At 65.5% G+C, this 20,503-nt stretch carries 20 protein-coding genes and 2 pseudogenes; 3 read left to right on the top strand and 19 right to left on the bottom strand.

The annotated features are described in order from the left end of the window. Window positions 1–120: 120 nt before the first annotated feature. From M3A49_RS36800 to M3A49_RS36790, 3 genes are all read right to left on the bottom strand, one after another. The gene (locus tag M3A49_RS36800; protein ID WP_266233244.1) at window positions 121–2,214 is read right to left on the bottom strand and encodes a recombinase family protein; all 2,094 of its coding nucleotides are present in this window, start codon (window positions 2,212–2,214) and stop codon (window positions 121–123) included. A gap of 136 nt (window positions 2,215–2,350) precedes the next feature. Then, window positions 2,351–2,683 carry a DUF6788 family protein gene (locus tag M3A49_RS36795; RefSeq protein WP_323183472.1) on the bottom strand — a complete coding sequence of 111 codons (333 nt, stop codon included), beginning with the start codon at window positions 2,681–2,683 and terminating at the stop codon, window positions 2,351–2,353. 52 nt (window positions 2,684–2,735) lie between these two features. Further along, window positions 2,736–3,032, bottom strand: coding sequence for a Y4bD/Y4pK family protein (locus tag M3A49_RS36790; protein WP_266233242.1), 297 nt, complete (start codon window positions 3,030–3,032; stop codon window positions 2,736–2,738). A 2-nt stretch (window positions 3,033–3,034) separates the two neighbouring features. Here M3A49_RS36790 and M3A49_RS36785 point away from each other — a divergent pair, with 2 nt between their 5' ends. The 3 genes and pseudogenes from M3A49_RS36785 to M3A49_RS36770 all read left to right on the top strand — a co-directional run. After that, window positions 3,035–4,039 (top strand): reverse transcriptase domain-containing protein, encoded by a 1,005-nt coding sequence (locus M3A49_RS36785; protein WP_266233241.1) that lies wholly within the window; start codon window positions 3,035–3,037, stop codon window positions 4,037–4,039. A 238-nt stretch (window positions 4,040–4,277) separates the two neighbouring features. Continuing rightward, window positions 4,278–4,731, top strand: a pseudogene (locus M3A49_RS42825) (IS6 family transposase); the annotation flags it as partial. Window positions 4,732–4,739: 8 nt separating this feature from the next. Further along, window positions 4,740–5,172, top strand: a pseudogene (locus M3A49_RS36770) (DDE-type integrase/transposase/recombinase); the annotation flags it as partial. A gap of 107 nt (window positions 5,173–5,279) precedes the next feature. Here M3A49_RS36770 and M3A49_RS36765 read toward each other — a convergent pair. The 16 genes from M3A49_RS36765 to M3A49_RS36685 form a co-directional block, all read right to left on the bottom strand. After that, window positions 5,280–7,172, bottom strand: a complete 1,893-nt coding sequence (locus M3A49_RS36765; protein WP_416339088.1) for a S53 family peptidase — start codon at window positions 7,170–7,172, stop codon at window positions 5,280–5,282. 627 nt (window positions 7,173–7,799) lie between these two features. Continuing rightward, window positions 7,800–8,165 (bottom strand): hypothetical protein, encoded by a 366-nt coding sequence (locus M3A49_RS36760; RefSeq protein ID WP_266233238.1) that lies wholly within the window; start codon window positions 8,163–8,165, stop codon window positions 7,800–7,802. Window positions 8,166–8,617: 452 nt separating this feature from the next. Then, the gene (gene hypE / locus M3A49_RS36755) at window positions 8,618–9,694 is read right to left on the bottom strand and encodes a hydrogenase expression/formation protein HypE (protein ID WP_035515601.1); all 1,077 of its coding nucleotides are present in this window, start codon (window positions 9,692–9,694) and stop codon (window positions 8,618–8,620) included. Next, the gene (hypD, locus tag M3A49_RS36750; protein ID WP_266233237.1) at window positions 9,691–10,827 is read right to left on the bottom strand and encodes a hydrogenase formation protein HypD; all 1,137 of its coding nucleotides are present in this window, start codon (window positions 10,825–10,827) and stop codon (window positions 9,691–9,693) included. Before hypD ends, hypE begins: the two co-directional genes overlap by 4 nt. Beyond that, entirely contained in the window at window positions 10,824–11,090 is a 267-nt protein-coding gene (locus M3A49_RS36745; RefSeq protein ID WP_266233235.1) for a HypC/HybG/HupF family hydrogenase formation chaperone, read from the bottom strand. Before M3A49_RS36745 ends, hypD begins: the two co-directional genes overlap by 4 nt. Window positions 11,091–11,093: 3 nt before the next feature. Next, window positions 11,094–12,263: a carbamoyltransferase HypF gene (locus tag M3A49_RS36740; RefSeq protein ID WP_266233234.1), complete on the bottom strand. Its 1,170-nt coding sequence runs from the start codon at window positions 12,261–12,263 to the stop codon at window positions 11,094–11,096. Next, window positions 12,260–13,234: a hydrogenase nickel incorporation protein HypB gene (gene hypB, locus M3A49_RS36735; RefSeq protein WP_266233233.1), complete on the bottom strand. Its 975-nt coding sequence runs from the start codon at window positions 13,232–13,234 to the stop codon at window positions 12,260–12,262. The genes M3A49_RS36740 and hypB overlap by 4 nt, the downstream gene beginning before the upstream one ends. A gap of 16 nt (window positions 13,235–13,250) precedes the next feature. Beyond that, entirely contained in the window at window positions 13,251–13,613 is a 363-nt protein-coding gene (locus M3A49_RS36730) for a hydrogenase maturation nickel metallochaperone HypA (RefSeq protein ID WP_266233232.1), read from the bottom strand. Next, the gene (locus M3A49_RS36725) at window positions 13,601–14,680 is read right to left on the bottom strand and encodes a hydrogenase maturation factor HoxV/HupK (RefSeq protein WP_266233231.1); all 1,080 of its coding nucleotides are present in this window, start codon (window positions 14,678–14,680) and stop codon (window positions 13,601–13,603) included. Before M3A49_RS36725 ends, M3A49_RS36730 begins: the two co-directional genes overlap by 13 nt. Continuing rightward, window positions 14,677–15,228 carry a [NiFe]-hydrogenase assembly chaperone HybE gene (gene hybE, locus M3A49_RS36720; protein ID WP_266233230.1) on the bottom strand — a complete coding sequence of 184 codons (552 nt, stop codon included), beginning with the start codon at window positions 15,226–15,228 and terminating at the stop codon, window positions 14,677–14,679. The genes M3A49_RS36725 and hybE overlap by 4 nt, the downstream gene beginning before the upstream one ends. Beyond that, window positions 15,225–15,458: a rubredoxin gene (locus M3A49_RS36715; protein WP_028209130.1), complete on the bottom strand. Its 234-nt coding sequence runs from the start codon at window positions 15,456–15,458 to the stop codon at window positions 15,225–15,227. The genes hybE and M3A49_RS36715 overlap by 4 nt, the downstream gene beginning before the upstream one ends. A 2-nt stretch (window positions 15,459–15,460) precedes the next feature. Continuing rightward, window positions 15,461–16,312 (bottom strand): hydrogenase expression/formation protein, encoded by an 852-nt coding sequence (locus M3A49_RS36710; protein ID WP_266233229.1) that lies wholly within the window; start codon window positions 16,310–16,312, stop codon window positions 15,461–15,463. A 60-nt stretch (window positions 16,313–16,372) separates the two neighbouring features. Next, window positions 16,373–17,164, bottom strand: a complete 792-nt coding sequence (locus tag M3A49_RS42545; RefSeq protein WP_323183471.1) for a HypC/HybG/HupF family hydrogenase formation chaperone — start codon at window positions 17,162–17,164, stop codon at window positions 16,373–16,375. 8 nt (window positions 17,165–17,172) lie between these two features. Then, window positions 17,173–17,835 carry a HyaD/HybD family hydrogenase maturation endopeptidase gene (locus M3A49_RS36695; RefSeq protein ID WP_266233228.1) on the bottom strand — a complete coding sequence of 221 codons (663 nt, stop codon included), beginning with the start codon at window positions 17,833–17,835 and terminating at the stop codon, window positions 17,173–17,175. Window positions 17,836–17,842: 7 nt separating this feature from the next. Then, window positions 17,843–18,553 (bottom strand): Ni/Fe-hydrogenase, b-type cytochrome subunit, encoded by a 711-nt coding sequence (cybH, locus tag M3A49_RS36690; RefSeq protein WP_266233227.1) that lies wholly within the window; start codon window positions 18,551–18,553, stop codon window positions 17,843–17,845. A 59-nt stretch (window positions 18,554–18,612) separates the two neighbouring features. Then, window positions 18,613–20,469 (bottom strand): nickel-dependent hydrogenase large subunit, encoded by a 1,857-nt coding sequence (locus tag M3A49_RS36685; protein WP_266233226.1) that lies wholly within the window; start codon window positions 20,467–20,469, stop codon window positions 18,613–18,615. Window positions 20,470–20,503 lie beyond the last annotated feature (34 nt).

The raw sequence follows: 20,503 nt of genomic DNA, 5'->3' as shown, positions 1-20,503 counted from the left end.
CCCTGCCTACACCGCTTAAGAGGCAGGACGCGGATCGGCGTTGGTCACAGGTATGGACTGGTGCCGCGAATGCTGGCTGGAGATGTATGCCGGCCGGCTGGAATCACGGAGAGCGCGCAGCTAGACCGTGGTGTCTGCGACGACTTGCGGCAAGCAAGGATAAAGACTGCGATAGGCAACCTCGCCCGTGCGTTGAGTCCGACATGTGAACTGGGGAAGGCTTGCATAGATGTCAAGGGAGTGTGCCCCCGATGATATGCAGGCTGGCGGAGCCCCCGTAGTAGTCCGAGGCCGGGAAAGCCGGCTACATGGCGAAGGGGGGCAGTTGAAGTGGTTTGCTGGGTTGATTAGCTGACCATAGTGAGGAGAGGTTGCTTCAATTCCATACCGGTAACGGATCCATTTGACCATTTCAAGCGTGAACGATTTGCCAGTAGAACTGCGCAAACCTTCCTGATTGAGGTGCGCCACAATTGGCCGGTCAGGCAGATGCTGCGATAGTTCGCGCACCCGCTCAACGAACGCGGCGGGGTAACGCATCGCTTCGGCAGCCGGCATGGGCAAGTTCACGGTGATATCAGTACACGCGCTGCCCTGCCAGCGGATATGCAGCACCGCTTGTCTCGTGGCGGACAGTTTGTCGACCGTGATGTCCCGGATGAGCAGTCGCAACATGCGCTTGCGATCCTTCGCTGATGTGGTCGGCGCCCGCCATAGACGCGGCAGGTTGCGCGCCAGCGCGAGGACCTGAGCTTTCTGTTCGGGCGTGGCGACGCGTGCTTTCTGGTTCCGGAACTGGGCGGCTTCCGTCCTGATCGCCTCGAGGCGAAGCATCGCGTCATTCCAGCGCCGCTCGAGGGTACCCGCGACCAGACGGTTGGCCGGGTCGCATTCCTGGTAGCGACGTTCAGCGAGTGCGACCTCATACTCGGCGCGTTCGATTCGCATGTGCCACTGGCGCATGATGGCACGATCGCGTTGCTCGAGTTCGTTCAGGGCGGTCACGGCGAGCTCAAGTTCGGCTGGCTGCAGGGCGGTGAACACAGCCTCGCCAATTGCGTTGTCAAGTAGTTCGCTGCGCATGCTCATGCAATCGGTGGTCGCCAAACCCTCGCGGCGCCGAGCACTGCATAAGTACAATGGATAAAGGCCGCCGTTACCCTGGTAGCGAACGGTCAATGCCCGACCACAGCAGCCGCATATCAGCAGTCCCTGAAGCAGCGTCAATCCTTCACGCGCCGCACCACTGAGCAAGGTCCCTTCGCCGTTGGTCCGGTTGCGCGCCAGGTTTCCCTGGTTGCGCTCAAATTCCTCCGGGGTGATGTAGCCTTCATGATGGTCGGGCAGATGGACGCGCCACTCTGCCTTTGGAACTGGCTGCACGCGCTTATGGACCTCTCCCTGTGGTGTGATGCGCTGGCGATACTGGCAACGTCCAAAAATATAGATGCCGGCATAGGAAGGATTACGTATCAAACCGAGAACACGTCCGTGACTCAGGCGCCCCCAGATGAGTCGACCTGCCCAGGCACCTCCATAGGCGCGCTTGGGAAAGCGCAGACCCTCTTCGGCAAAGCGCTTGACAACCGCGTATGCGCTGCCAGTCTCCTGAAACAGCCGGAATACCAACTGCACGGCGCCGCGTACCTCGTCGTCGGGATCCAGGACGATGCGGCCGTCATCGTCATAGCACAAGCCGACGGGCAGTGGAAAGCGCAACTCACCCTTCTTCGCCTTGTTGAGTTTGCCGCCCTGGAGGCGGCCGCGCAAAAAGTGCAGTTCCGCCTGTGCCATCGTACCTTTGAGACCAAGTATCAGGCCGTCGTTGAAGTCGCCCGCGTCGTAGCAGCCATCGGCGTCGATCACGAGCGTATGGGTGAGCGCGCACAACTCGAGCAGGCGATGCCAGTCCAGATTCGAGCGTGCCAGGCGGGAAACCTCCAGTGCGAATACGGCACCCACGTTCCCCATCGAGACGTCTGCTACGAGGGTCTTGAAGTCCTCGCGCCCCGTCATCTGTGCCCCCGATTGACCGAGGTCGCGGTCCAGGACACGGATCGCCGTCTCCGGCCAACCCAGTGCCAGCGCTTTGTCGCGTAACGCGTATTGACGCTCGGTGCTCTCCTGATGGTGTCGTACCTGGGCCAGCGTCGACTGGCGAATGTATATGTACGCCGGCTTGCTTTGATGTTGGGGGGTGATCTTGGTGTTCATCGAAGGCCTCCTCGGTCAGCTCCAGCGCAGGCTCGGCAGTGAGCCAGGCCTCGAGCATGTTGGCGACGAGTACGCCGGCCGATTGCGGATCGATGAAGTTGGCGAGCGACAGCGACGACTGGCTCACCGGCGCCCCTCAGAGCGCCTCGCGGCGGCGCAATAGTTCGCGGTTGATCTCGCAGATCTCCTCGATGATCTCTCGAACGCGGTGATAGTTCGCCAGGTGCTCGGCGACGTCGGTGTAATTGGCTTGCGGCACGTAGTCCATTTGCGGACGGCGGCCGGGGAAGCTCACGGACAGGTAGTACTTGGGACCATGGCCGGGGCCGTCTGCGCACCTGCAGCCCGGTTTGCCGCAGCGCTTGTAGCGCTCGATCAGTGAGCCGCGCAAGAGCGTCTCTAACGCCGGCATTTGCTTCAGCAATTGCGCGCGGCGTCTGCGCAAAGTGGACGACGGAATATCTTCCATTGGCGGACCACGTGCAAAACTGGTCTGATAGTAGGACAAGGAGTCGCATTGATCAAGCTCCTTTGTTCGATGACTTCCTGGATGGGGCAAGCTGGTCAATCAACGTGACCAGCTCCAACAACATGCCCAGATCGAAGTAGCACACGGGCGCGATGGCGTCGTCGTGGACAGACGGTGTGCCCCAGTCGGTCCATTCGCGCGCAATGCTAAAGCTGCCGCGTTCTGTATCGCGCAGAAGCAGTGTCTCGGCGCCTGCGACGCGGCGCGCCTTCAGCACGAAAAAGCGTTGGCCCCTGAGGGGATGAAATGGATGACGGATCTCAGCCCATCCCAAATGCTCGTTGAGCACTTGTGCAGTTCGCACCGACCGTCCCGGCTATCCGTGACCGGGTGGTCCAGGGCGCGCTCAAGCTCATATTGGAGCCGATCTTCGAGGCAGACTTCCAACCGGGGTCGTACGGATATCGTCCCAAGCGTACCGCGCATGAAGCGGTGCATCGGGTGGCGCCGGCGATTGTTCAGTGCAAGACCCGCGTCATAGATCTCGATTTGCGCGCCTACTTTGACACAGTTCGGCATCATCTACTGCTCGAAAAAGTGGCGCGTCGGATCAGGGACGACGACGTCATGCATCTGCTGAAGCTGACGCTAACGGCGTCGGGCAAACAAGGCGTTCCGCAAGGAGGTGTGATCTCGCCCCTGCTCAGCAACATCTACCTCACGGAGGTAGACCGGATGCTGGAGCAGGTGAAAGGGTCAACCCGTAGCGGGAAGTACACCTACGTCGAGTATGCCCGTTTCGCTGACGATCTGGTCGTGCTGATCGATGCTCATCCGCGCAATGCGTGGTTGCTGAGGATGGTGAGCCGGCGTCTTCGGGAAGAGTTTGCCAAACTACAGGTCGAGGTTAATGAAGAGAAGAGTCGCACCGTGGATCTGAACCGCGCGGAGAGCTTCGGCTTCCTGGGGTTTGACTTCCGACGCCTGCGCAGTATCGGGCGACAGGTGTGGCGAGCGCACTATACGCCGAAGTTGAAGAAACGCACGGCGCTATTGCGCAAGCTCAAGGAGGTGTTCCGGCGATACCAGTCGCAGCCGGTGAATCGGGTAGTGCAACTGATCAACCCGGTGCTGCGCGGCTGGGTCAATTACTTCGCTGTGGGACATTCCAGCGAGTGCTTCAGCTTCATCAAGGACTGGGTGGAGAAGAAGATTCGACGCCACATGGGTCGATCCCGGAATCGTCGGGGCTTCGGCTGGAAGACGTGGAGTAGGTGCTGGCTATATGACGAACTGAAGCTGTTCAACGGCTACCGAGTTCGTCGTGCTGCCGCACTGAAAGCGTCCCCGGCATGATAGGCCCCATAAACTTTGAAGTGAAGCAGACAGGAAAGCGTAGTGCGGGAAAACCGCATGCTGCGTTTGACGTGGCGGGAGCTGGAAACGTGACCATGGCAGCCGGATTGAGGCCCACCGCGAAAGCGAGGGAGAAGCCACCGGAGCCTACCGTGCGCGCGCCAGTTCTCGACCCTACCGGGGAGGAGAGGCAGGGAAATAGTTCGACTACGCCCTGTCTCTTACTCCACTGAAGATTCGCGGCAGGTGGGTCTACCTGTACCGGGCAGTGGATCGGGCTGGCCAGACGGTGGACTTCATGCTCAGAGCTCGACGCGACGTGGCTGCGGCCAAAGCTTTTTTCAGCAAGGCCATCAAGCGTCAGGGCCAGCCGCCGCAGACCATCACGCTCGACAGCTATGCCGCCTCGCACCGCGCGGTGCGCGAAATGAAGACCGATGGTCTGCTGCCCTGAAGACACGAAGGTCCGGTCCTCAAAATATCTGAACAACGTGATCGAGCAAGACCATCGCCACATCAAGTCCAGAACGAACGTGATGCTTGGGTTCAAGCGATTCGGGAGCGCCGCGACCACGATTTCAGGAATCGAGTTGACGCATCGCATTCGCAAGGGGCAGTTCGATCTCGCGAAGCTCGGCCTCAAGGAGGCCGCTGCGCCCGCCGTATGGAATGCGGTCCTGTTTGATCGATAAGCTTTCCTACCTATATGAACTTTCTCAACCCGCTTACCTATTTGCACCAGAACCACAAGGCTGGCAACACCGTTGATTTTCTCCTGCGAGCCCGTCCGGAAAAGGCTGCGGCCCGGGCCTATTTCGAAAAGGCAATCGACCAGAATGGCGAACCCGAGACCGTGACGATCGATAAGAGCGGATCGAATCTGGCTGCCTCGCAGGCGATCAACGCCAGGCGGGAGGTGCCGATCAGGGTCCGTCAGAAAGGGTATCGGAATAACATTGTCGGACAGGATCACCGGGCCATCAAGCGTTCGCACCCGCCCAATGATGGGACTCGATAATTTTCATTGCGCGCGTATCATTCCGAGTGGAATCGAGACGATGCATATGATTCGCAAAGCCCAGATGAACGATGGCGGTAGGGCACTCTCTTCCGTCCAGCAATTCACCTCGCTCTTTTCATCAGCAGCTCTCCATATTTCGGTGCTCTCGCCGGTCAGCTTCCTTATTGCGACAGTACCCGATACCGTGCAGTATGCACGCCGCATCGCGCCGGGAACGCATCACCTGCCGGCACTCGCGCTGATCTTCGCGAAGTCCAGGCTGCCGAAGCCCGTAACCATGTCCCAGCTTGGCTTCGCAGTGTAGCCGTAGCCACCGCTGCCGTTGTTGCCCGATGTGACGTCGTGGCACAGCGCCGTATTGCCTGGGAGATTCTGATAAAACGCCGGCGTTGGCAGGCTGAGGCTGTTGTTGGCCGATTCGAGCCGCGCCCACCCGCCCACGAAGATCGGTGACGCGAGGCTCGTGCCGCCGATTGGCGACGTCGTCTTCTGCCCGTTGACGATGATGTACGCGCCTGTCGATTGCAAAGCATCGAACGCCACGTCGGGCAACGCACGCTTCGTCACCGAGCTGCCGAGCGCCGCGGTCTGCCAGCTCGGCGCGGTTTCGTACGCGCTCACGCCGCCGCCCGTTGCCCGGAGCCGCACCGCGTTGTCGACCGGGTTGCCGTTGCTGTCGAGGTCCGCGTAGTCGACGCCATCATTCCACACGGTTTCGCCCGCCCACGTCGTGGCGCCGGTGGTCGAGAGCGTCGTGCCGCCGACTGCGACGACGTACGGCGAGCTCGCGGGAAACGAGACGCTGTATTTCGACAGATCGATCGTCGTAGCGACCGAGGATCCATTGTACGTACCGATATAGCCCGGCTTGCCTTGCGGCGAGATCGACCACTGATAGACGCCGGCGTCGCCTGCAGCAACAGAGAAGATCTGTCCTTGCGCGACAGCCTGCTTGAATACGGCGTCGTCGGCAGCGAGCGAGCCGTCCGAATTGGCGGCGGTTTCGTCGAGGCCGAGCGAAACATTGATGATGGTCGCCTTGTTGTCCGTCACCGCTTTGTTGTAAGCAGCGCTCAGCGTTGCATCGGTGAGATCGCTGTCATTGCTGTCGCCGTTCACGGCCGAATAGAAGATCAGCTGCTTGACGCCGCCGGATGTGCCGATGATGGTTTGGCTGTCGAGATCCCATTCGGTGGGATCGCCGGTGTCGGCCAAGGTGCCCGATCCGCTCGCGACGACCGCCGCGTTCACCGTCGGCAGGCCTGCGTTCTGCGTGAAGGTGTTCAGGTCAGCGATGGTCTGGGTCATGTCACCCCAAGTGATGATGCCCACCGTCGTGAGGGTCGCGGCGGGCAGGCTGCTTGCGTCATAGATTTTCGCGAAATCGGTCGGCTGATGGCCGATCTGCTGCGACTCGGGTGTCGCATTCTTCGCAATGCGGTTTGGTTCGATGAGCGCACCCGGCGCGAAGCGGTGGAGCAGGCGGTGCGGCACCGCCGCGTTCTGTAGGCCCAGCACCGAATCGACGATCGGGCCAAGCGATGCCGGGACCATGGCTGACGAATCGTTCGCGTAGACCGGCTTGTCGCGATAGGCGAACCGCTTGATGCTCGCCTGGAAGCCGCTTTGCACGTTGCTCGCGTTGCCATTGGCGGAGATCAGCGTGTTGTTCGCCGATACCGAGACGTTGCTGAAGCCGTTCGCCTTCAGGTGATCGACTACGGCCGCGACCTGCGCGTCAGTCGGCGAGAAGCGCGCCTTGAACTGGGTCGGCGTGAGGTACTCGTGGTAAGTCTTGCTGCCCAGCTGATTGACGTCGCGAAGGAAGTCGTCCAGTTGCTCCGCGTTTCGGTTCTTCAGGACCACGATGATGTGCAGCGGCACACTCAATTCGAGCGGCGTCACATGCGTATCGGTCAGCGCCGGATTACCGAAGCTGTTCAGCGAGTAGTTGCGCGCCGCAACGGACGCCGCCGATGCCGGCGCATTGGACAGGAGGAAGGCGTTGGTGTGGGTCGAGACCCAGCTGGTTGCGGCGTGGGCGGGCAACGGGATCATCGTGGCCGTCTCGCCAAGCGAAAATACCGCCAGCGCATAAAATTGTAGAAACATGGAATTGAAGTACGGCATTCTCTGCATGGTAGTCTCCAAGATTTCGACGAAAAACAGATGCAGCCCGCAGCCCGCATCGCGGGTGGCGATGGGCACCGTGTTGCACCCCGACAGAAAATCGCGCGGACGCGCATCGTCCAAAGCGGCATAGATTCCCCCCTTTCCTTCGATTCCGCTGACTCCGAAAAGGCTGTTGATCAGCATGTTGCGCCGACGTTAGCGTGGCCTTTCAGGCTACCGATGAGCCAGATATGTTGCACGCGCAACCTGCGATTCCGTTGATCGCCGGCGAGGCATTCCAGTTCGAGTCCAGCAAGGATTGGGCCATCATCAACGGCTAGCGCACTTAGCTGCGTGTCGGGCAGCTCGAGCGTGGACGCCTGAAGTGCGTTGGCCGTACATTCCGTGGACCGGCGAAAATCCATTCCCGTTGAGGGTAATCGTTAATATCCGAAGCTACAGATATTTTCGAATCCCGGCCACGCCTCAACTGGTTGTCGCAAACCAAACATTGGCATGTATCGGACAATGCGAAGCCAGATTGACCGGTTGGACGCTCACGCAGTTGCTCAGCCTGGCGATTGCCGAAGACTTCCCGATGCGCGAAATCGCGCCGTGGAGAATCGGTCAGCCCGTCACCGCTGGGCTGGTCGCCCAATGGCTGCGTCGGGAATTTACCGGACTTGCCTCCCAGACTTCCGCGCACGGGAAGTCCCGAACCTTGCCGGTGCCCGATTCGCCGAGAATGAGAAGCGACAGGTCGTAGCGCACGAGCTTCGCGGCGAGCGAGCAGACCGGGTCGAGCGGGCTGCCCGGCGAGCGCACGATCGAATCGAAGCCGAACTCGCTTTGCACGCGCGCGAGCTTTTCGTGGCGGCGGCGCCGCAAGAGCGAAACGCTGCCGCGCAGTTCGAGATCGAGGCGGCACATGTCGTGCTGGAGCGACTGCGCCTCGGCGGCCTGGCGCACGGTTTCGATCAGGTGATCGGGCAACCAGGGCTTGAGGATGAACTAGTGGATGGATGCCCGCGCGATTGATGCCCGCGACGATGTCTTCCGAATCGGTGTAGCCCGAGACGATGATGCGCACGACGTCGGGCCAGGTCTCGCGCACCTCGCACAGGATTACGGAGACCGCGCGTTCCTGGAGGACTGCGCGCGCCTCGTCGGCGGAGCCTGCCGTCAGCACCTCGAACTCGTCGTCCGGCACGCACCGGGTCGTCTCCTGCAAGCGCGGCTCGTCGTCGACCACGAGCACGGTGGCGGCCTGGCGCAGCGGGAGCGAAACGGGACTGGCGGGGACTGGCGGAACTCATTGCTTGATCGAAGCCGTGGGGAACCCGTCGTTCAGGGCTCCCCGCGAGCGCAACGTGACAGGAGGGCTGGCGGTCCGCCATCGTACCTTGAGTCTCCCGATACCCATCTGAGCCATCGGCGCAAGCGGATCAGCAGATCCGCGGCAGTTGCTCGCCCGAAAGCCAGTCGGCAATGCGCCGGCCGCCGAATTTCGTCTCGATCTGCACGAAGCCATGCGCGTCCTCGACCACTTCGCCGATGCGCGCCGCCGCCGCGCCCAACGGATGCGCGCGCATCGCCGCGAGCAGTTGCGGCGCGTCGCCGCTTGCGCAGATCGCGACCAACTTGCCTTCGTTGGCGACATAGAGCGGATCGAGGCCCAGCAGCTCACACGCCGCATCGACTTGCGGCAGCACGGGAATCGCGCGCTCCTGAATGCGCATCCCGACGCCCGACTGGCCGGCGATCTCGTTGAGGGTGGTGGCAAGCCCGCCGCGCGTGGGGTCGCGCAGCACGCGCACGCCAGGCGTGACGGCAAGCATGTCCGCCACGAGCGTGTGCAGCGCGGCGCTGTCCGAGCGGATCTGCGTTTCGAAGCCCAAGCCCTCACGCTGCGACATGATCGCCACGCCATGTTCGCCGATCGTGCCCGAGAGCAGCACGACATCGCCGGGCCGCGCCTGCGAGCCGTCGATATGAATGCCCGCGGGCACGACGCCGATGCCGTTCGTGGTGATGAACACACCGTCGCCCTTGCCGCGCTCGACGACCTTGGTGTCGCCCGTCACGATCGGCACGCCGCACGCGTGCGACGCCAACGCCATCGACTCGACGATGCGGCGCAGATCCGCCAGCGGGAAGCCCTCCTCCAGGATGAAGCTCGCGCTGAGATACGAAGGCCGCGCGCCCGCCATCGCGACGTCGTTGACGGTGCCGTGCACGGCGAGGCTGCCGATGTCGCCACCTGGAAAGAACAGTGGCGAGACGACGTGCGCGTCGGTGGCCATCACCATGCGCTCGCCTGGGCCTGGCGCAAGCGGCGCGAACGCGGCCTGGTCGTTGCCCTGGCGCAGCCATTCGTTGTCGAAGGCCGCGACGAACAGCTCGCGGATCAGTTGCGCCGACGCGCGGCCGCCCGCGCCGTGGCCCATGTCGATGCGGCCGTCGCGAAAGTTCAGGGGCCGCACGAAGGCGGGCTTGACCGGAGATGGGTGGGCTGGGCTCATGCTGCAACGACCGGAATATCCTTGAAACGACCATAAGAGTAATGCGCGGCGCACGCGCCTTCGCTCGACACCATGCACGAGCCCATCGGATTCTCGGGCGTGCAGACCGTGCCGAACAGCGTGCAGTCGCGCGGGTGCTTGAGACCGCGAAGGATCGCCCCGCACTCGCACTTGCTATGATCGGCGACGGGCCGGTAGACGAGTTCGTAGCGGCTTTCCGCGTCGTAGCGCGCGTACTTCGGGCGAATGCGCAGCGCGCTCGCCGGGACCTCGCCCAGGCCACGCCACTCGAACGACTCGCGCGTTTCGAACACGTCCTGCATGAGCGCCTGCGCGGCCGCATTGCCCGCGCGCGTGACGGCGCGTGCGAATTCGTTCTCCACCTCGGCGCGGCCGTCGTTGACCTGGCGCACGAGCATGAGGATCGCCTGCAACACGTCGAGCGGCTGGAACCCGGCGATCACGACCGGCTTGCGATACCCCTGCGCGAAGGCCTCGTAAGGCGCGGAGCCGATCACGATGCTCACGTGCGCGGGGCCGACGAAGCCGTCGAGCGGCACCGCGTTCGCGTCGACGGACGGTGCGGCGAGCAGCTGAGTGATGGCGGCGGGTGTGAGCACGTGGCAGCACAGCACGCTGAAGTTCTCCGTGCCGCTGGCCGCCGCCTCGCGCACGACGAGCGCGGTGGGCGGCGTGGTTGTCTCGAAGCCGATTGCGAAAAAGACCACCTCACGCTCGGGATGCTCGCGCGCGATGCGCAGCGCGTCGCGCGACGAATACACCATGCGGATGTCCGCGCCGCGCGCCTTGGCCCGCTGGAGCGACAGGCCGTCCGAGGCCGGCACGCGCATCGTGTCGCCATAGGTGCAGAGGATCACGCCGCGTTCGAGCGCGAGGCGAATCGCCAGATCGATGCGCCCGATCGGCAGCACGCAAACCGGGCAGCCGGGACCGTGGATCATCCGCACGTTTTCAGGCAGGAGATCGGCCACGCCGTAGCGGGAAATCGCGTGCGTGTGACCGCCGCAGAACTCCATGAAGTGGTAGCGGCGCTCGGTCTGCGTCTGCGCCTGGATGCGCCCGGCAATGCGCGCAGCGAGTTCGCCGTCGCGGAATTCGTCGACGTATTTCATTGCGCGGCTCCGGGTTGCGCGATGGGCGCATCATGCGCCTCGCCAAGCGACTGGGCGACTTCGCCGAACAGCGCGAGCGTGCGCTCGGCCTCTTCCGGGTCGATCACGCCCAGCGCGAAGCCGACATGCACGATCACGTAATCGCCCGGGCGCGCGTCTGGCACGAGCGCGAGCGAGACCGTCTTGCGCACGCCCCCGAGATCGACGACGCCCGTTTCAGCGTCAGACCATTCGATGAGCCGTGCGGGAATGGCTAAACACATGGGCTAACTCCTGATTCCTGGCGCAGTCGCGAGCATCGCGCCTAACTGCGGATCGTATGCGGCAACCCAGGCTTGACCAAGCGCGAGGCCGGCGTCGCCACAGGGTACTGTGCCGGGCATGAGGGTGCGCACCCCGCGCGTCGCGAGAGACGCGCGCAGTTGCGCGGTGAGCAGCCGGTTTGCGAAGCAACCGCCGCCAAGGAGCACGGAGCGACCTTGCGCGGCGAGCGCGGCCCAGTGGGCGAGCGCCGCAGCCAGTGCGAGATGAAAGACGGCGGCGCCGCGCGCGGCTTCGCCCGCGTCCGCGAGCGTCAGCAACTCGGCGAGGAGCAGACGAAGGTCAAGCTCGCCGTTGTCCGTGACTTGCCACAGGTCCGCCACATCGGGGGCCTCGTGCGCGTCGAGGTAGCTGCTCGCGAGCCTTTCGAGCGCGATGGCCGCCTCGGCTTCGGCGCGCTGGCGCAGGCTCACGCCGAGCAGTCCCGCCGCAGCGTCGAACCACCGTCCCGCGCCGGTGCTCGGCGGGCAATTGAGGCTGCGCGCGAGCATGACGCCGACCGTGCGCGCGGCGCTATCGCCCACGGCGGCCGCGAGGCGCGGCTCGATTTCGTCGCTGCGCCCGAGCGCGTGCAGGGCGGCGGCGGCCATGCGCCAAGGCTCGCGCGCCGCGACGTCGCCGCCGGGCAGCGCGAGCGGCGTGAGACTGCCCAGGCGCCGCCAGCCGGCGGGCGCCACTTCCAGCAGTTCGCCGCCCCAAGCGGCGCCGTCCGTGCCGAGACCCACGCCGTCGAGCGCGAGGCCGACAACGTGCTCGCTCAACCCGTGCTCGGCCGCAACCGCGCCGATGTGCGCGTGATGATGCTGAACGGCGACGGTCGGTACGCCGAGCCGCTCACCCCATTCGAGCGCGACGCGCGTGCTGTAGAAGTCGGGATGCAGATCGTGCGCGATCGCGCACACGGGCCGCCCCGCGCGCGCGGCGGCCTCGACGAGCGCGGCCACCGACGTATCGAGCGCCACGCAGTGCGCCGGGTCGTCGAGATCGCCGTGCAGCGGCGACCAGTGCACCTCGCCGCCGATGCACACGCACGCGGCGTTCTTCAGCCACGCGCCGGTGGCGAGCACCGTCTGATCGCCGAGGGCATGCGGCAGGTGCTGCACATGCGCCGTCATACGGCGTCTCCGGCGCGCCGCTGCTGCGCGCGCAACGCCGCAAGCTCGCTCTCCAGCACGCCGATGCGCTCGGCAATCGGGTCGCGCGCACGCGCGATCCAGTCGAGCCACGCATCGAGGCCTTCGCCGGTCGCGGCCGAGAGCCGGATCACTTCGAGCGACGGATTCACGCGGCGCGCATACGCGATGCACTGCTCGACGTCGAACTGCACATAAGGGAGCAGGTCAATCTTGTTGACGATCATGAGGCGCGCGGCTGCGAACATGTCGGGATACTTAAGCGGCTTGTCCTCGCCCTCCGTCACCGAGAGGATCGCGACCTTCGCCTCCTCGCCGAGATCCCACCGCGCGGGGCAGACGAGATTGCCGACGTTCTCGATGAACAGCACGCTGCGCGGTGCGTTGGACGCGAGGGGCGCGTGTTCATGCTCGTGCTCGTGCTCGTGCTCGTGCTCGTGCTCGTGAGCATGGTCGTGCAGCGGCAGCCGCCCGAAGGCCGTCGTGACCATCGCCGCGTCGAGATGGCAGCCCTTGCCCGTGTTCACCTGGATCGCGGGCGCACCGGCCGCGCGAATGCGCTCGGCGTCGTTCGCCGTCCGCTGGTCGCCCTCGATCACGCCGACGGGCAGGCCCGGCATCCGCTCGCGCAGCGCGGCGATCGACGCGCACAGCAGCGTCGTTTTCCCCGAGCCCGGGCTCGACACGAGATTCAGCGCACGCACGTCGTGTGCCGCGAAGTGCCGCCGGTTGGCGGCGGCATGGCGATTGTTCTCGCCCAGCACGTCCTGCTCGAGCTTGATGGTGCGCCCCTGGTCGAGGCCGGGCACCGTCACGCCCGCTGGCCCGAGGCCATAGTGCAAGTCCTGGCCCGATGCGCCCGGGTGGGCGTGGGAATGAGAGCCGGAGTGGCCGTGCGCCTGCGCGGCGTTTTGCCGATCGCCGGTGCTGTCGCACCCGCATACCACGCACATGTTGCTTCTCCTTGCGCTAATCCGATGATGGCCAGGCATCGTCGACGGTCAGGTCGACGATGCGCAGCTCCGTGCCGCCGTTCGGCTGGAGCCAGTAGCCGCCGCAGTGTGCGCAGGGGTCGCCGCGCGCGGCCAGCGGCACGGTCGCGTTGCAGGTCATGCACCACGCGCTGCCCGATGGTTCCTCGATCTCGACGCGCGCGCCGGCGAGGCAAGTGTCGGTGGCGATTGCTTCGAGGGCGAAGCGCAGCGCCTCGACCTCGACGCCCGCGAGTCGCCCGACTTCGAGCCTCAGCACCTTCACGCGGACAAAGCGCTCGCGCTTGGCGGCCGCTTCGACCGATGCCAGGACGCCGCCGGCCAGGCTTACTTCATGCATATCGTGGGTTCCGCCCGGTCGAGCGCATAGGCGATACACGGATCGAACGCGCCCATCCACACGCCTGCGCGCGCGGCGAACGCTCCATCGCCGGGCGCGGGGTCGAGCCGCGACAAGGCTTGCGCGAGCGTGCCCTGGCGGTGGAAATTCCACTCGGTCGGCGCGACCACGCGGTAGTCCTCGATGCGCGCCGTATCGTCCGGCGCGAGTCGCACCCAATGGACCAGCACGCCGCGCGCCATCTCGCACCAGCCGAGCGCCTCGCCGGGTGCGCACGTCAGCGCGCCAAAGCGCAGCGCACGTGCGCCGTCGGCCGCCGCCAGCCGCACCACGTCCGCGACGCGCGCGCCAAGCCGCAGCCAGGGCGTATCGTAGTCCAGCGCGCACGGATCGTCGCTACGCGTCCACACGCCGGTCTCCGCCGGTAGGCCGCGTTGCAGGGGAGCGTGCGCGAAAGCCGGACTCCCGGCAATCGCTGTGGCCAGTTCGCTCAACCGCGCTTCGTCGACCACGAGTGGCCGCGGCGTGGCACGGGTCGTATCGGCGTATGGGCGGCAGTCTGCCAGCAACCGGGCCGGGAACGTCTTGGCCCGCGCGCTCCAGGCGCTCAGGCAGCCACGCGGATCGTCCGCCCAGTGTGCGAGCCATTTGCACGCAGGCATGCCGAGAACATGCCGCTCCACCCAGTCGGGCGAGCCTGCCGCTTCGACATCGGGCAGCCTATGCGGCGCGGCGGCGGCAAGCCTCACGGGCCAGTCGGTCCAGATGCAGCGCAGCTGCACGGCGAGCGTTTCGCGCGTAAGCATCGAGGTATGAACCGCTTTGACGGCATCCTCCCGCTCGTGCACCGCTGAGCCGCCCGCCGCGCCGACGGCAAGTTCCGCGCAGAGCCGGTGCGCGAGTCCGCACAGCGCGAACAGCGCCGAGAGCCGCGACGCGGCGGTTGCCGCCGGTTGCCCGCGCAGCAGCGCGGCGGCGAGCGGCGGGCGGCCGCCCGCGATGCTGTCCTGCCGGCCGGGGCGCACCCGGTATTGCCCGGCCAGCGCGGCCAGCGTCGCCGCATTCATGCAGCGCTCCCGAACGCGGCCGGCCGCAACAGGAACGCGCGCCGCGACGCGCGCGGCGCAATGCCCGCTGGGTCGCCGTTCCCATCGCCCTTCGCGCCGCCTTCCCCGCCGCGCAACTGCGCGAGGACGGCCTGCGCGGTGGCGACGGCGCTCTCCTGGCCAGCGAATTCGAACATCGGCGAAAAAAGCGAGCAGCACGCATACGCGCCAACGCCTTGCACGTGCGCGCCGATCCATTCGAAATCGACGTTGCCTACGCGCAAGCGTGCCTTGCCGCCCGGCCGCGGACATGGCACCGAATCCTGCATCGCGCCGAGCAGCCAGAGGAGATTCATGGACCACGGCCTGATCAGTACGCCGAGCCAGGCACCTCGCGCCCCGGCCTCCCCGGGCATCGGCGCGAAGCCGATTGCCTCGACGCGCAAGGCGCGATTCACGACCGGCATATCGCGCATCGCACCGCTGGTGACCGTCTCGAAGTGCGCGACCAGCGCCGCCACCCGTGGCTCGCCGCGCAGGGTGTCTCGCGCGATGGCGCGCGCGGTCAAGCCGCGTCCCCCACCACCATGAACTGGTCCGCCGCGCCGTCGCAAACGGGGCAGCGCCAGTGCGCGGGAAGCGCCGCGAACGGCACGTGCGGCGAAATCTGCCAGACCGGGTCGCCTTGTTCGGGATCGTAGATCCACCAGCAGATCTTGCATTCGAGGCGCGTATGCGCCGCGATGCGGCTGCTATCGCCGAGATAGCTGCCCTCGAATTGCATCATGCGATCGTTCATCGTCACGCTTCGCCTACCCACTCGATCAACTGGGCGAGGCGCTCGCACGAATCCGCGATGTCTTCCGGCGCGGCGCGCACGACCTCCGGCAGATCGGTGATCTCGATCGTGTTCAGGATCAGCGTGTCCTGCGAGTTGAAATACGCAACGCGCCAGCAGTTTGCGATCGCCGTGCTGCCCACGCGGCAATTTCCGTAGCCGCGCGAGAGCACCTGCACGGAGCCCTCGCCCAGCATGGCGTCGATCAATTGTTCATCCCCTAGCGACAACGGCAGGAGCGTCAGGTTGACGGCATGGGGCGCGTCCCCGGCACGCCAGCGCGCAACATGATCGCGCACCTCGCTCAGGATCGACGGCGCGTTCATCACGCCCGGTGGCAACAACCCCGGCAACGGCGCCATCGGCTGCGTCCCCTCTGCGGGCCGCGCGAGGAGCGCCGGTGCTGCACCGATTTCGAGGCGGTCGGCCGCGCTCGCGCCACCGGGCTCGACCATGCGCCACAGCCCGGGTAGCACCGTCTCCTGGATCAGGACGCTGCCCCGCTGCGCATTGTCGATGCGCGCGCTGACCTCGCCCTCGCCCAGCACGTCGTTGAGAATGCGCAGCGCCACCGCGTCGCAGGTCGTCAGGTCGATCGCTTCGGGCGGCGTGCCGGGTTCGTATGCCGCCAGCACGCGCAGTACATCGCGCAGCACGCCGCGTGCGGCGTCGAACGCCCGCGCATCGGCGCGCTCGGGCAGCGACGGCGCTACATAGGTGCGCATGCCTTGCGGCATCGGCAGATAGTCGAGCACCGCATCGCCCTCGTCCTGGCTGCCAGGGCCGAACGGCACGGGAAACGGAGTCATGGACATGGTTGGCAATCCAGATGATTGATCGATGTTCATTCGACACTTGGTAACGGATAGTTAAGACTAGTCACAATCCGCCGAAGCGCCGGCGGCGTTGACGGGAATGCCGACCGAAGGCGCCCGCGTAGTCGGCTGCGCGAGCGCATGGGCGACGTTGGCCACGTAATCGTCCCAGTCCATCAGGCCCGCGAGCGTCGTGACATAGCCGCCGTCGCGCAGCCACAGCAATGCGGGCCAGCGCTGCGAGCCGAAGCGGCGCGCGATCGCGTCCTCGCCTTCGCGCGTCGCCACAGCCACGCGCAATGGGCGGCCAAAGCGGCCCGCCGCGAGGCGCGCGAGTTCGGGCAGCACCACGGCCACGTCGAGGGATTCGGGAAAGCGCACCGGGTCGCCCGCAAGCAGCACGACGCATTCGCCGCCATCCGCCAGCCAGTCGTCGAGTGTGCGTTCGTCCACGAACTCGGCGTGTCCGTCGTCGATCAGCCGCTGCACCACGGGCGCCGCCTCATGCGCGCCGCCGCTCGTATTTGTCACGTCGATTCCTTGGTGGACCGGTGAGTGCCGCGCGCCGCCAGTCAGCCGGATCAGGTCGTCCACGCCGAGCGCGGACGGCAATTCAAAATGCGCGCTCGCGCGGGCCATGGCGGCGTCGCCCGCCAGCGCCCGCTCGACAAGCGAGAGCGTCGCGTCGATTTCCGCCGCGCGCGTCGCGTCGAGCTTCTCGCGCGCCGCGTCCAGAAAGACCAGCAGCCATTCACCGGCGCTGCACGGGCCAACCAGCGACGTGTCGATGCGGCGGCGCGCGCCGCGCCCGTCGCACGACGCCTGCAAGCCCTGCACCTCGATTACCCGCATCGGCACGCCTATGCACACGACGGCGGCTCCTCGCGGCGCATGCGCAGCAGCACGCGCTCGTCGCCGGTGCGGCACGCATCGGCTTCGCTCGGCCGCTCGCCTTCGTAGCGCGCGAGCGCGAGATGCGGCAGCGTGACCGCCTCGTCGGCGCGCAGCGGGGTGCGGCGCGGCGAGGGTTCACCGCACCATGCGGCAAGGCGCTCGACGCCCAGTTCGAGCGCGCGCTCCAGCGACGCCTTCATGGCGGGCCGCAAGCTGCCGCCGTAATCGTCCACTTCGTCGGGCTGGCAGCCGACCAGCAGCACGCGGCGCGGATACCGGCCGGTCAGGCGCGCGAGCATCAGCACCTCCTGGAAGCCGGTCTGGTGCAGGCTCATCTTGCGCACCCCGAGAAACGCCGGAACGTCGTCATCCTCAACGATCTTCAGCGTGCCGGGCGCGAGACCGTAATCGACCGCGTCGAAAATCAGCAGGCTGTCGGCGGCCTGGACGTACTGGACCAGATACAGCCCTTGCGTGCCGCCGTCCATGAGGCTCACGTGCGGGGCGAATTCGAAGCGCTGCTGGAGCGCCTCGATGCAGCGCACGCCAAAGCCCTCGTCGGCCCACAGCACGTTGCCGATGCCGAGCACGACGATGGCGGGCGCGCCGCTTTGCGGGGAAGTCAGCATCGCGGCCTCACTTCTTGAACGCGCGGTAGCCCGAGATCATCGAGCCGACCACGCTCTGGCGGCCCATGATGTCCTCGCGGATCGCCGCATAGACATGCAGGATCACGAAGATCAGGATCGCCCACATGCCGAGGTGATGCCTGGTGTGCACGCCTTGCGACTGGCCGAGCAGCGGACGCACCCAGCCAAACGCAATCTGCTGCCACGAACCCGCCTGCGCGCCTTCGCCGTACAGCGCGAAGCCGGTCACGATCATGAACAGGGAGACCAGCAGGAACACGAAGCACATTGCGATTCGCGACAACGGATTGTGCCCGCTGAACTGGCGCGGCGTGGGCCCGACAAACGCGTAGTAACGCAGCATGGCGAGCATGGCGAGCCAGTACTCGCGCGAGAACACCGGCACCCAGAACATCTCGCGCGCATGGTGATTGCCGACAATGGCCCAATAGGCGCGGCCCGCGAGTCCGATGGCGAACAGGTAGGCGGCGGTGAAATGCGCGAAGCGGATATAGCGCATCAGAAAATGCGCGCTTGCCTCGCCGGGCTGCGTGGGAAGCGGCGAGCCGATCAGGTAGCCGGTCACCGCGAGCACCACGATCGACGCCGCGTTGATCCAGTGCCAGACGCGCACCGGCGCTTCGTACACGTAAATCGCCTCGGCGGGCGGAACGGTGTCGCGCGCCTCTTCGCGTCGGGAATACGATTGCATCGTCATCATCCTTTCTTGGCCGCCACTGCGCCGGCGAGCGCAGGCGCCGCAGCGGCCTGGTGGAGTTAGAGCACGGTCACGGCGGTCATTTCAGCGCCGTCCTCGCTCATCACGTGCGTCGAGCACGCCATGCAAGGATCGAACGAATGCAGCGAGCGCAGGATCTCGACAGGCTGCTCGGGGTTCGCCATGGGCGTGTTCATGAGGCTCGCCTCGAATGCGCCGATCTGCCCTTTAGCGTCGCGTGGGCCGCCGTTCCAGGTGCTCGGCACGACGCACTGGTAATTCTCGATGCGGCCATCCTTGATCCTGATCCAGTGGCCGAGCGCGCCGCGCGGCGCGGCGACCGCGCCCACGCCCTTCGCTTCGGCGGGCCACGTCGACGGGTCCCACTTGTCGACGTTCGCGGTCGAGGTGTCGCCGTTGCGGATGTTGTCGATGAGGCTTTGCCAGTCGTCCGCCATCATCTCGGCGCAATACTCCGCTTCGAGCGCGCGGGCGAGCGTGCGGCCGATGGTGGTCGGCAGCAGTTGTTTCGCGCCGAGCGAGGTTTCGGGCAAGCCGAGCAGCTTCGGCATGCCCTGGTTCACGGTGACGAGCGAGGTTTTGATCTGCTCCTTCGTGCGCCCGCAATGCGCATTGCCCTGCTGCGCGTGCGCGTAGCCCAGGATGTAGCGCGCGAGCGGTCCGACCTCCATTGCGTGCCCGCGCCAGCGCGGTGACTTGACCCACGAGTATTTCGCGCTCTCGTCAATCGACTCGATCGCGGTGCGCGTGCCCTTCGTGTTGGGCCCCAGCTCGTAATGCGGCTCGGTAATCCCGTCCCAGGGATGCAGCCCGCGGTCGTTGTCCGGGTATTGATACCAGGAGTGCGCAACGAACTCCTGCACTTGCTCGGGGTCGCGCGGATCGACCGGCAGGATCGTGTTCCAGTCGCCGTTGAGGATCGCGCCGCCCGGCATCTGGTTGGTGGATGGGCTGTAGTTGACGAGCGGATACGCGCCGTAGTCCATCACGTTGGTCGCGGCGAGGCCGCCGCCATGCAACCAGCCGCGCGCCTTGTAGATCGTGCCGATCGCAAGCAGATCGGGCACGTAGACGTTGCGACAGAACGTGATCGCTTCGTCGATGAGCGACTTGACGAAGTTCAGGCGCTCCATGTTGATCGGCGCGCCGGCGGCGAGATCGCCGTCGATATTGATCGCGCACGGCACGCCGCCCACTAGGTAGTTCGGGTGCGGATTCTTGCCGCCAAAGATCGTATGAATCTTGACCCACTCCTTTTGCAGGTCGAGCGCTTCGAGGTAGTGTGTGACGGCCATCAGGTTAGCTTCCGGCGGCAGCACGTAGGCGGGGTTGCCCCAGTAGCCGTTCATGAACGGCCCGAGCTGGCCGCTTTCAACGAACTTGCGCAGGCGCGTCTGCACGTCGCGGAAGTAGCCCCGCGACGACATCGGATGCGCGGGCGAGACGCGTTGCTGCAACTCGGACGTGAGCTTGGGGTCGGCCTTCAGCGCCGATACCACATCGACCCAGTCGAGCGCGTGCAGGTGGTAGAAGTGCACCACGTGGTCGTGCACCTGCAATGTCTTCTCCATGATTTCGCGGATCAGGTGCGCGTTCGGCGGAATGCGGATGTCGAGCGCGTCCTCGACGGCGCGCACGGAGGCGAGTGCGTGACATCCCGTGCACACGCCGCAAATGCGCTCGACGAATGCCCACGCGTCGCGCGGATCGCGCCCCTTGAGAATGACTTCGAGCCCGCGCCACATGGTGCCGGTGGAGACGGCGTTGCGGATCACGTTGTTCGAATCGACATTGACCTCGACGCGCATGTGGCCTTCGATGCGCGTGACCGGATCGACGACGATGCGCCGCCCGCTGTTGTCGAGCTGAAACCCCTGGGTGGAAATGGCTGTCATGCTTGTTTTTTCCTGTGCTGCTTCCTGTGCTTGT

The organism is Paraburkholderia sp. CNPSo 3076 (assembly GCF_026343935.1).
Classification (GTDB): Bacteria; Pseudomonadota; Gammaproteobacteria; order Burkholderiales; family Burkholderiaceae; genus Paraburkholderia; species Paraburkholderia nodosa.
The sequence above is the reverse complement of the archived record's forward strand: the minus strand, read 5'-3'. Positions and strand labels throughout refer to the sequence as shown.

What these genes read in the sequence shown, in the direction of transcription:
- hypE (WP_035515601.1), bottom strand. Translation starts at nt 9,694, where the DNA reads ATGAGCCCAGCCCACCCATCTCCGGTCAAGCCCGCCTTCGTGCGGCCC.
- M3A49_RS36710 (WP_266233229.1), bottom strand. Translation starts at nt 16,312, where the DNA reads ATGTCCATGACTCCGTTTCCCGTGCCGTTCGGCCCTGGCAGCCAGGAC.
- M3A49_RS42545 (WP_323183471.1), bottom strand. Translation starts at nt 17,164, where the DNA reads ATGCGGGTAATCGAGGTGCAGGGCTTGCAGGCGTCGTGCGACGGGCGC.
- M3A49_RS36685 (WP_266233226.1), bottom strand. Translation starts at nt 20,469, where the DNA reads ATGACAGCCATTTCCACCCAGGGGTTTCAGCTCGACAACAGCGGGCGG.
- M3A49_RS36795 (WP_323183472.1), bottom strand. Translation starts at nt 2,683, where the DNA reads ATGGAAGATATTCCGTCGTCCACTTTGCGCAGACGCCGCGCGCAATTG.
- M3A49_RS36730 (WP_266233232.1), bottom strand. Translation starts at nt 13,613, where the DNA reads ATGCATGAAGTAAGCCTGGCCGGCGGCGTCCTGGCATCGGTCGAAGCG.
- M3A49_RS36740 (WP_266233234.1), bottom strand. Translation starts at nt 12,263, where the DNA reads ATGACGGCGCATGTGCAGCACCTGCCGCATGCCCTCGGCGATCAGACG.
- cybH (WP_266233227.1), bottom strand. Translation starts at nt 18,553, where the DNA reads ATGACGATGCAATCGTATTCCCGACGCGAAGAGGCGCGCGACACCGTT.
- M3A49_RS36715 (WP_028209130.1), bottom strand. Translation starts at nt 15,458, where the DNA reads ATGAACGATCGCATGATGCAATTCGAGGGCAGCTATCTCGGCGATAGC.
- M3A49_RS36695 (WP_266233228.1), bottom strand. Translation starts at nt 17,835, where the DNA reads ATGCTGACTTCCCCGCAAAGCGGCGCGCCCGCCATCGTCGTGCTCGGC.
- hypD (WP_266233237.1), bottom strand. Translation starts at nt 10,827, where the DNA reads ATGAAATACGTCGACGAATTCCGCGACGGCGAACTCGCTGCGCGCATT.
- M3A49_RS36725 (WP_266233231.1), bottom strand. Translation starts at nt 14,680, where the DNA reads ATGAATGCGGCGACGCTGGCCGCGCTGGCCGGGCAATACCGGGTGCGC.
- M3A49_RS36765 (WP_416339088.1), bottom strand. Translation starts at nt 7,172, where the DNA reads ATGTTTCTACAATTTTATGCGCTGGCGGTATTTTCGCTTGGCGAGACG.
- M3A49_RS36745 (WP_266233235.1), bottom strand. Translation starts at nt 11,090, where the DNA reads ATGTGTTTAGCCATTCCCGCACGGCTCATCGAATGGTCTGACGCTGAA.
- hypB (WP_266233233.1), bottom strand. Translation starts at nt 13,234, where the DNA reads ATGTGCGTGGTATGCGGGTGCGACAGCACCGGCGATCGGCAAAACGCC.
- M3A49_RS36800 (WP_266233244.1), bottom strand. Translation starts at nt 2,214, where the DNA reads ATGAACACCAAGATCACCCCCCAACATCAAAGCAAGCCGGCGTACATA.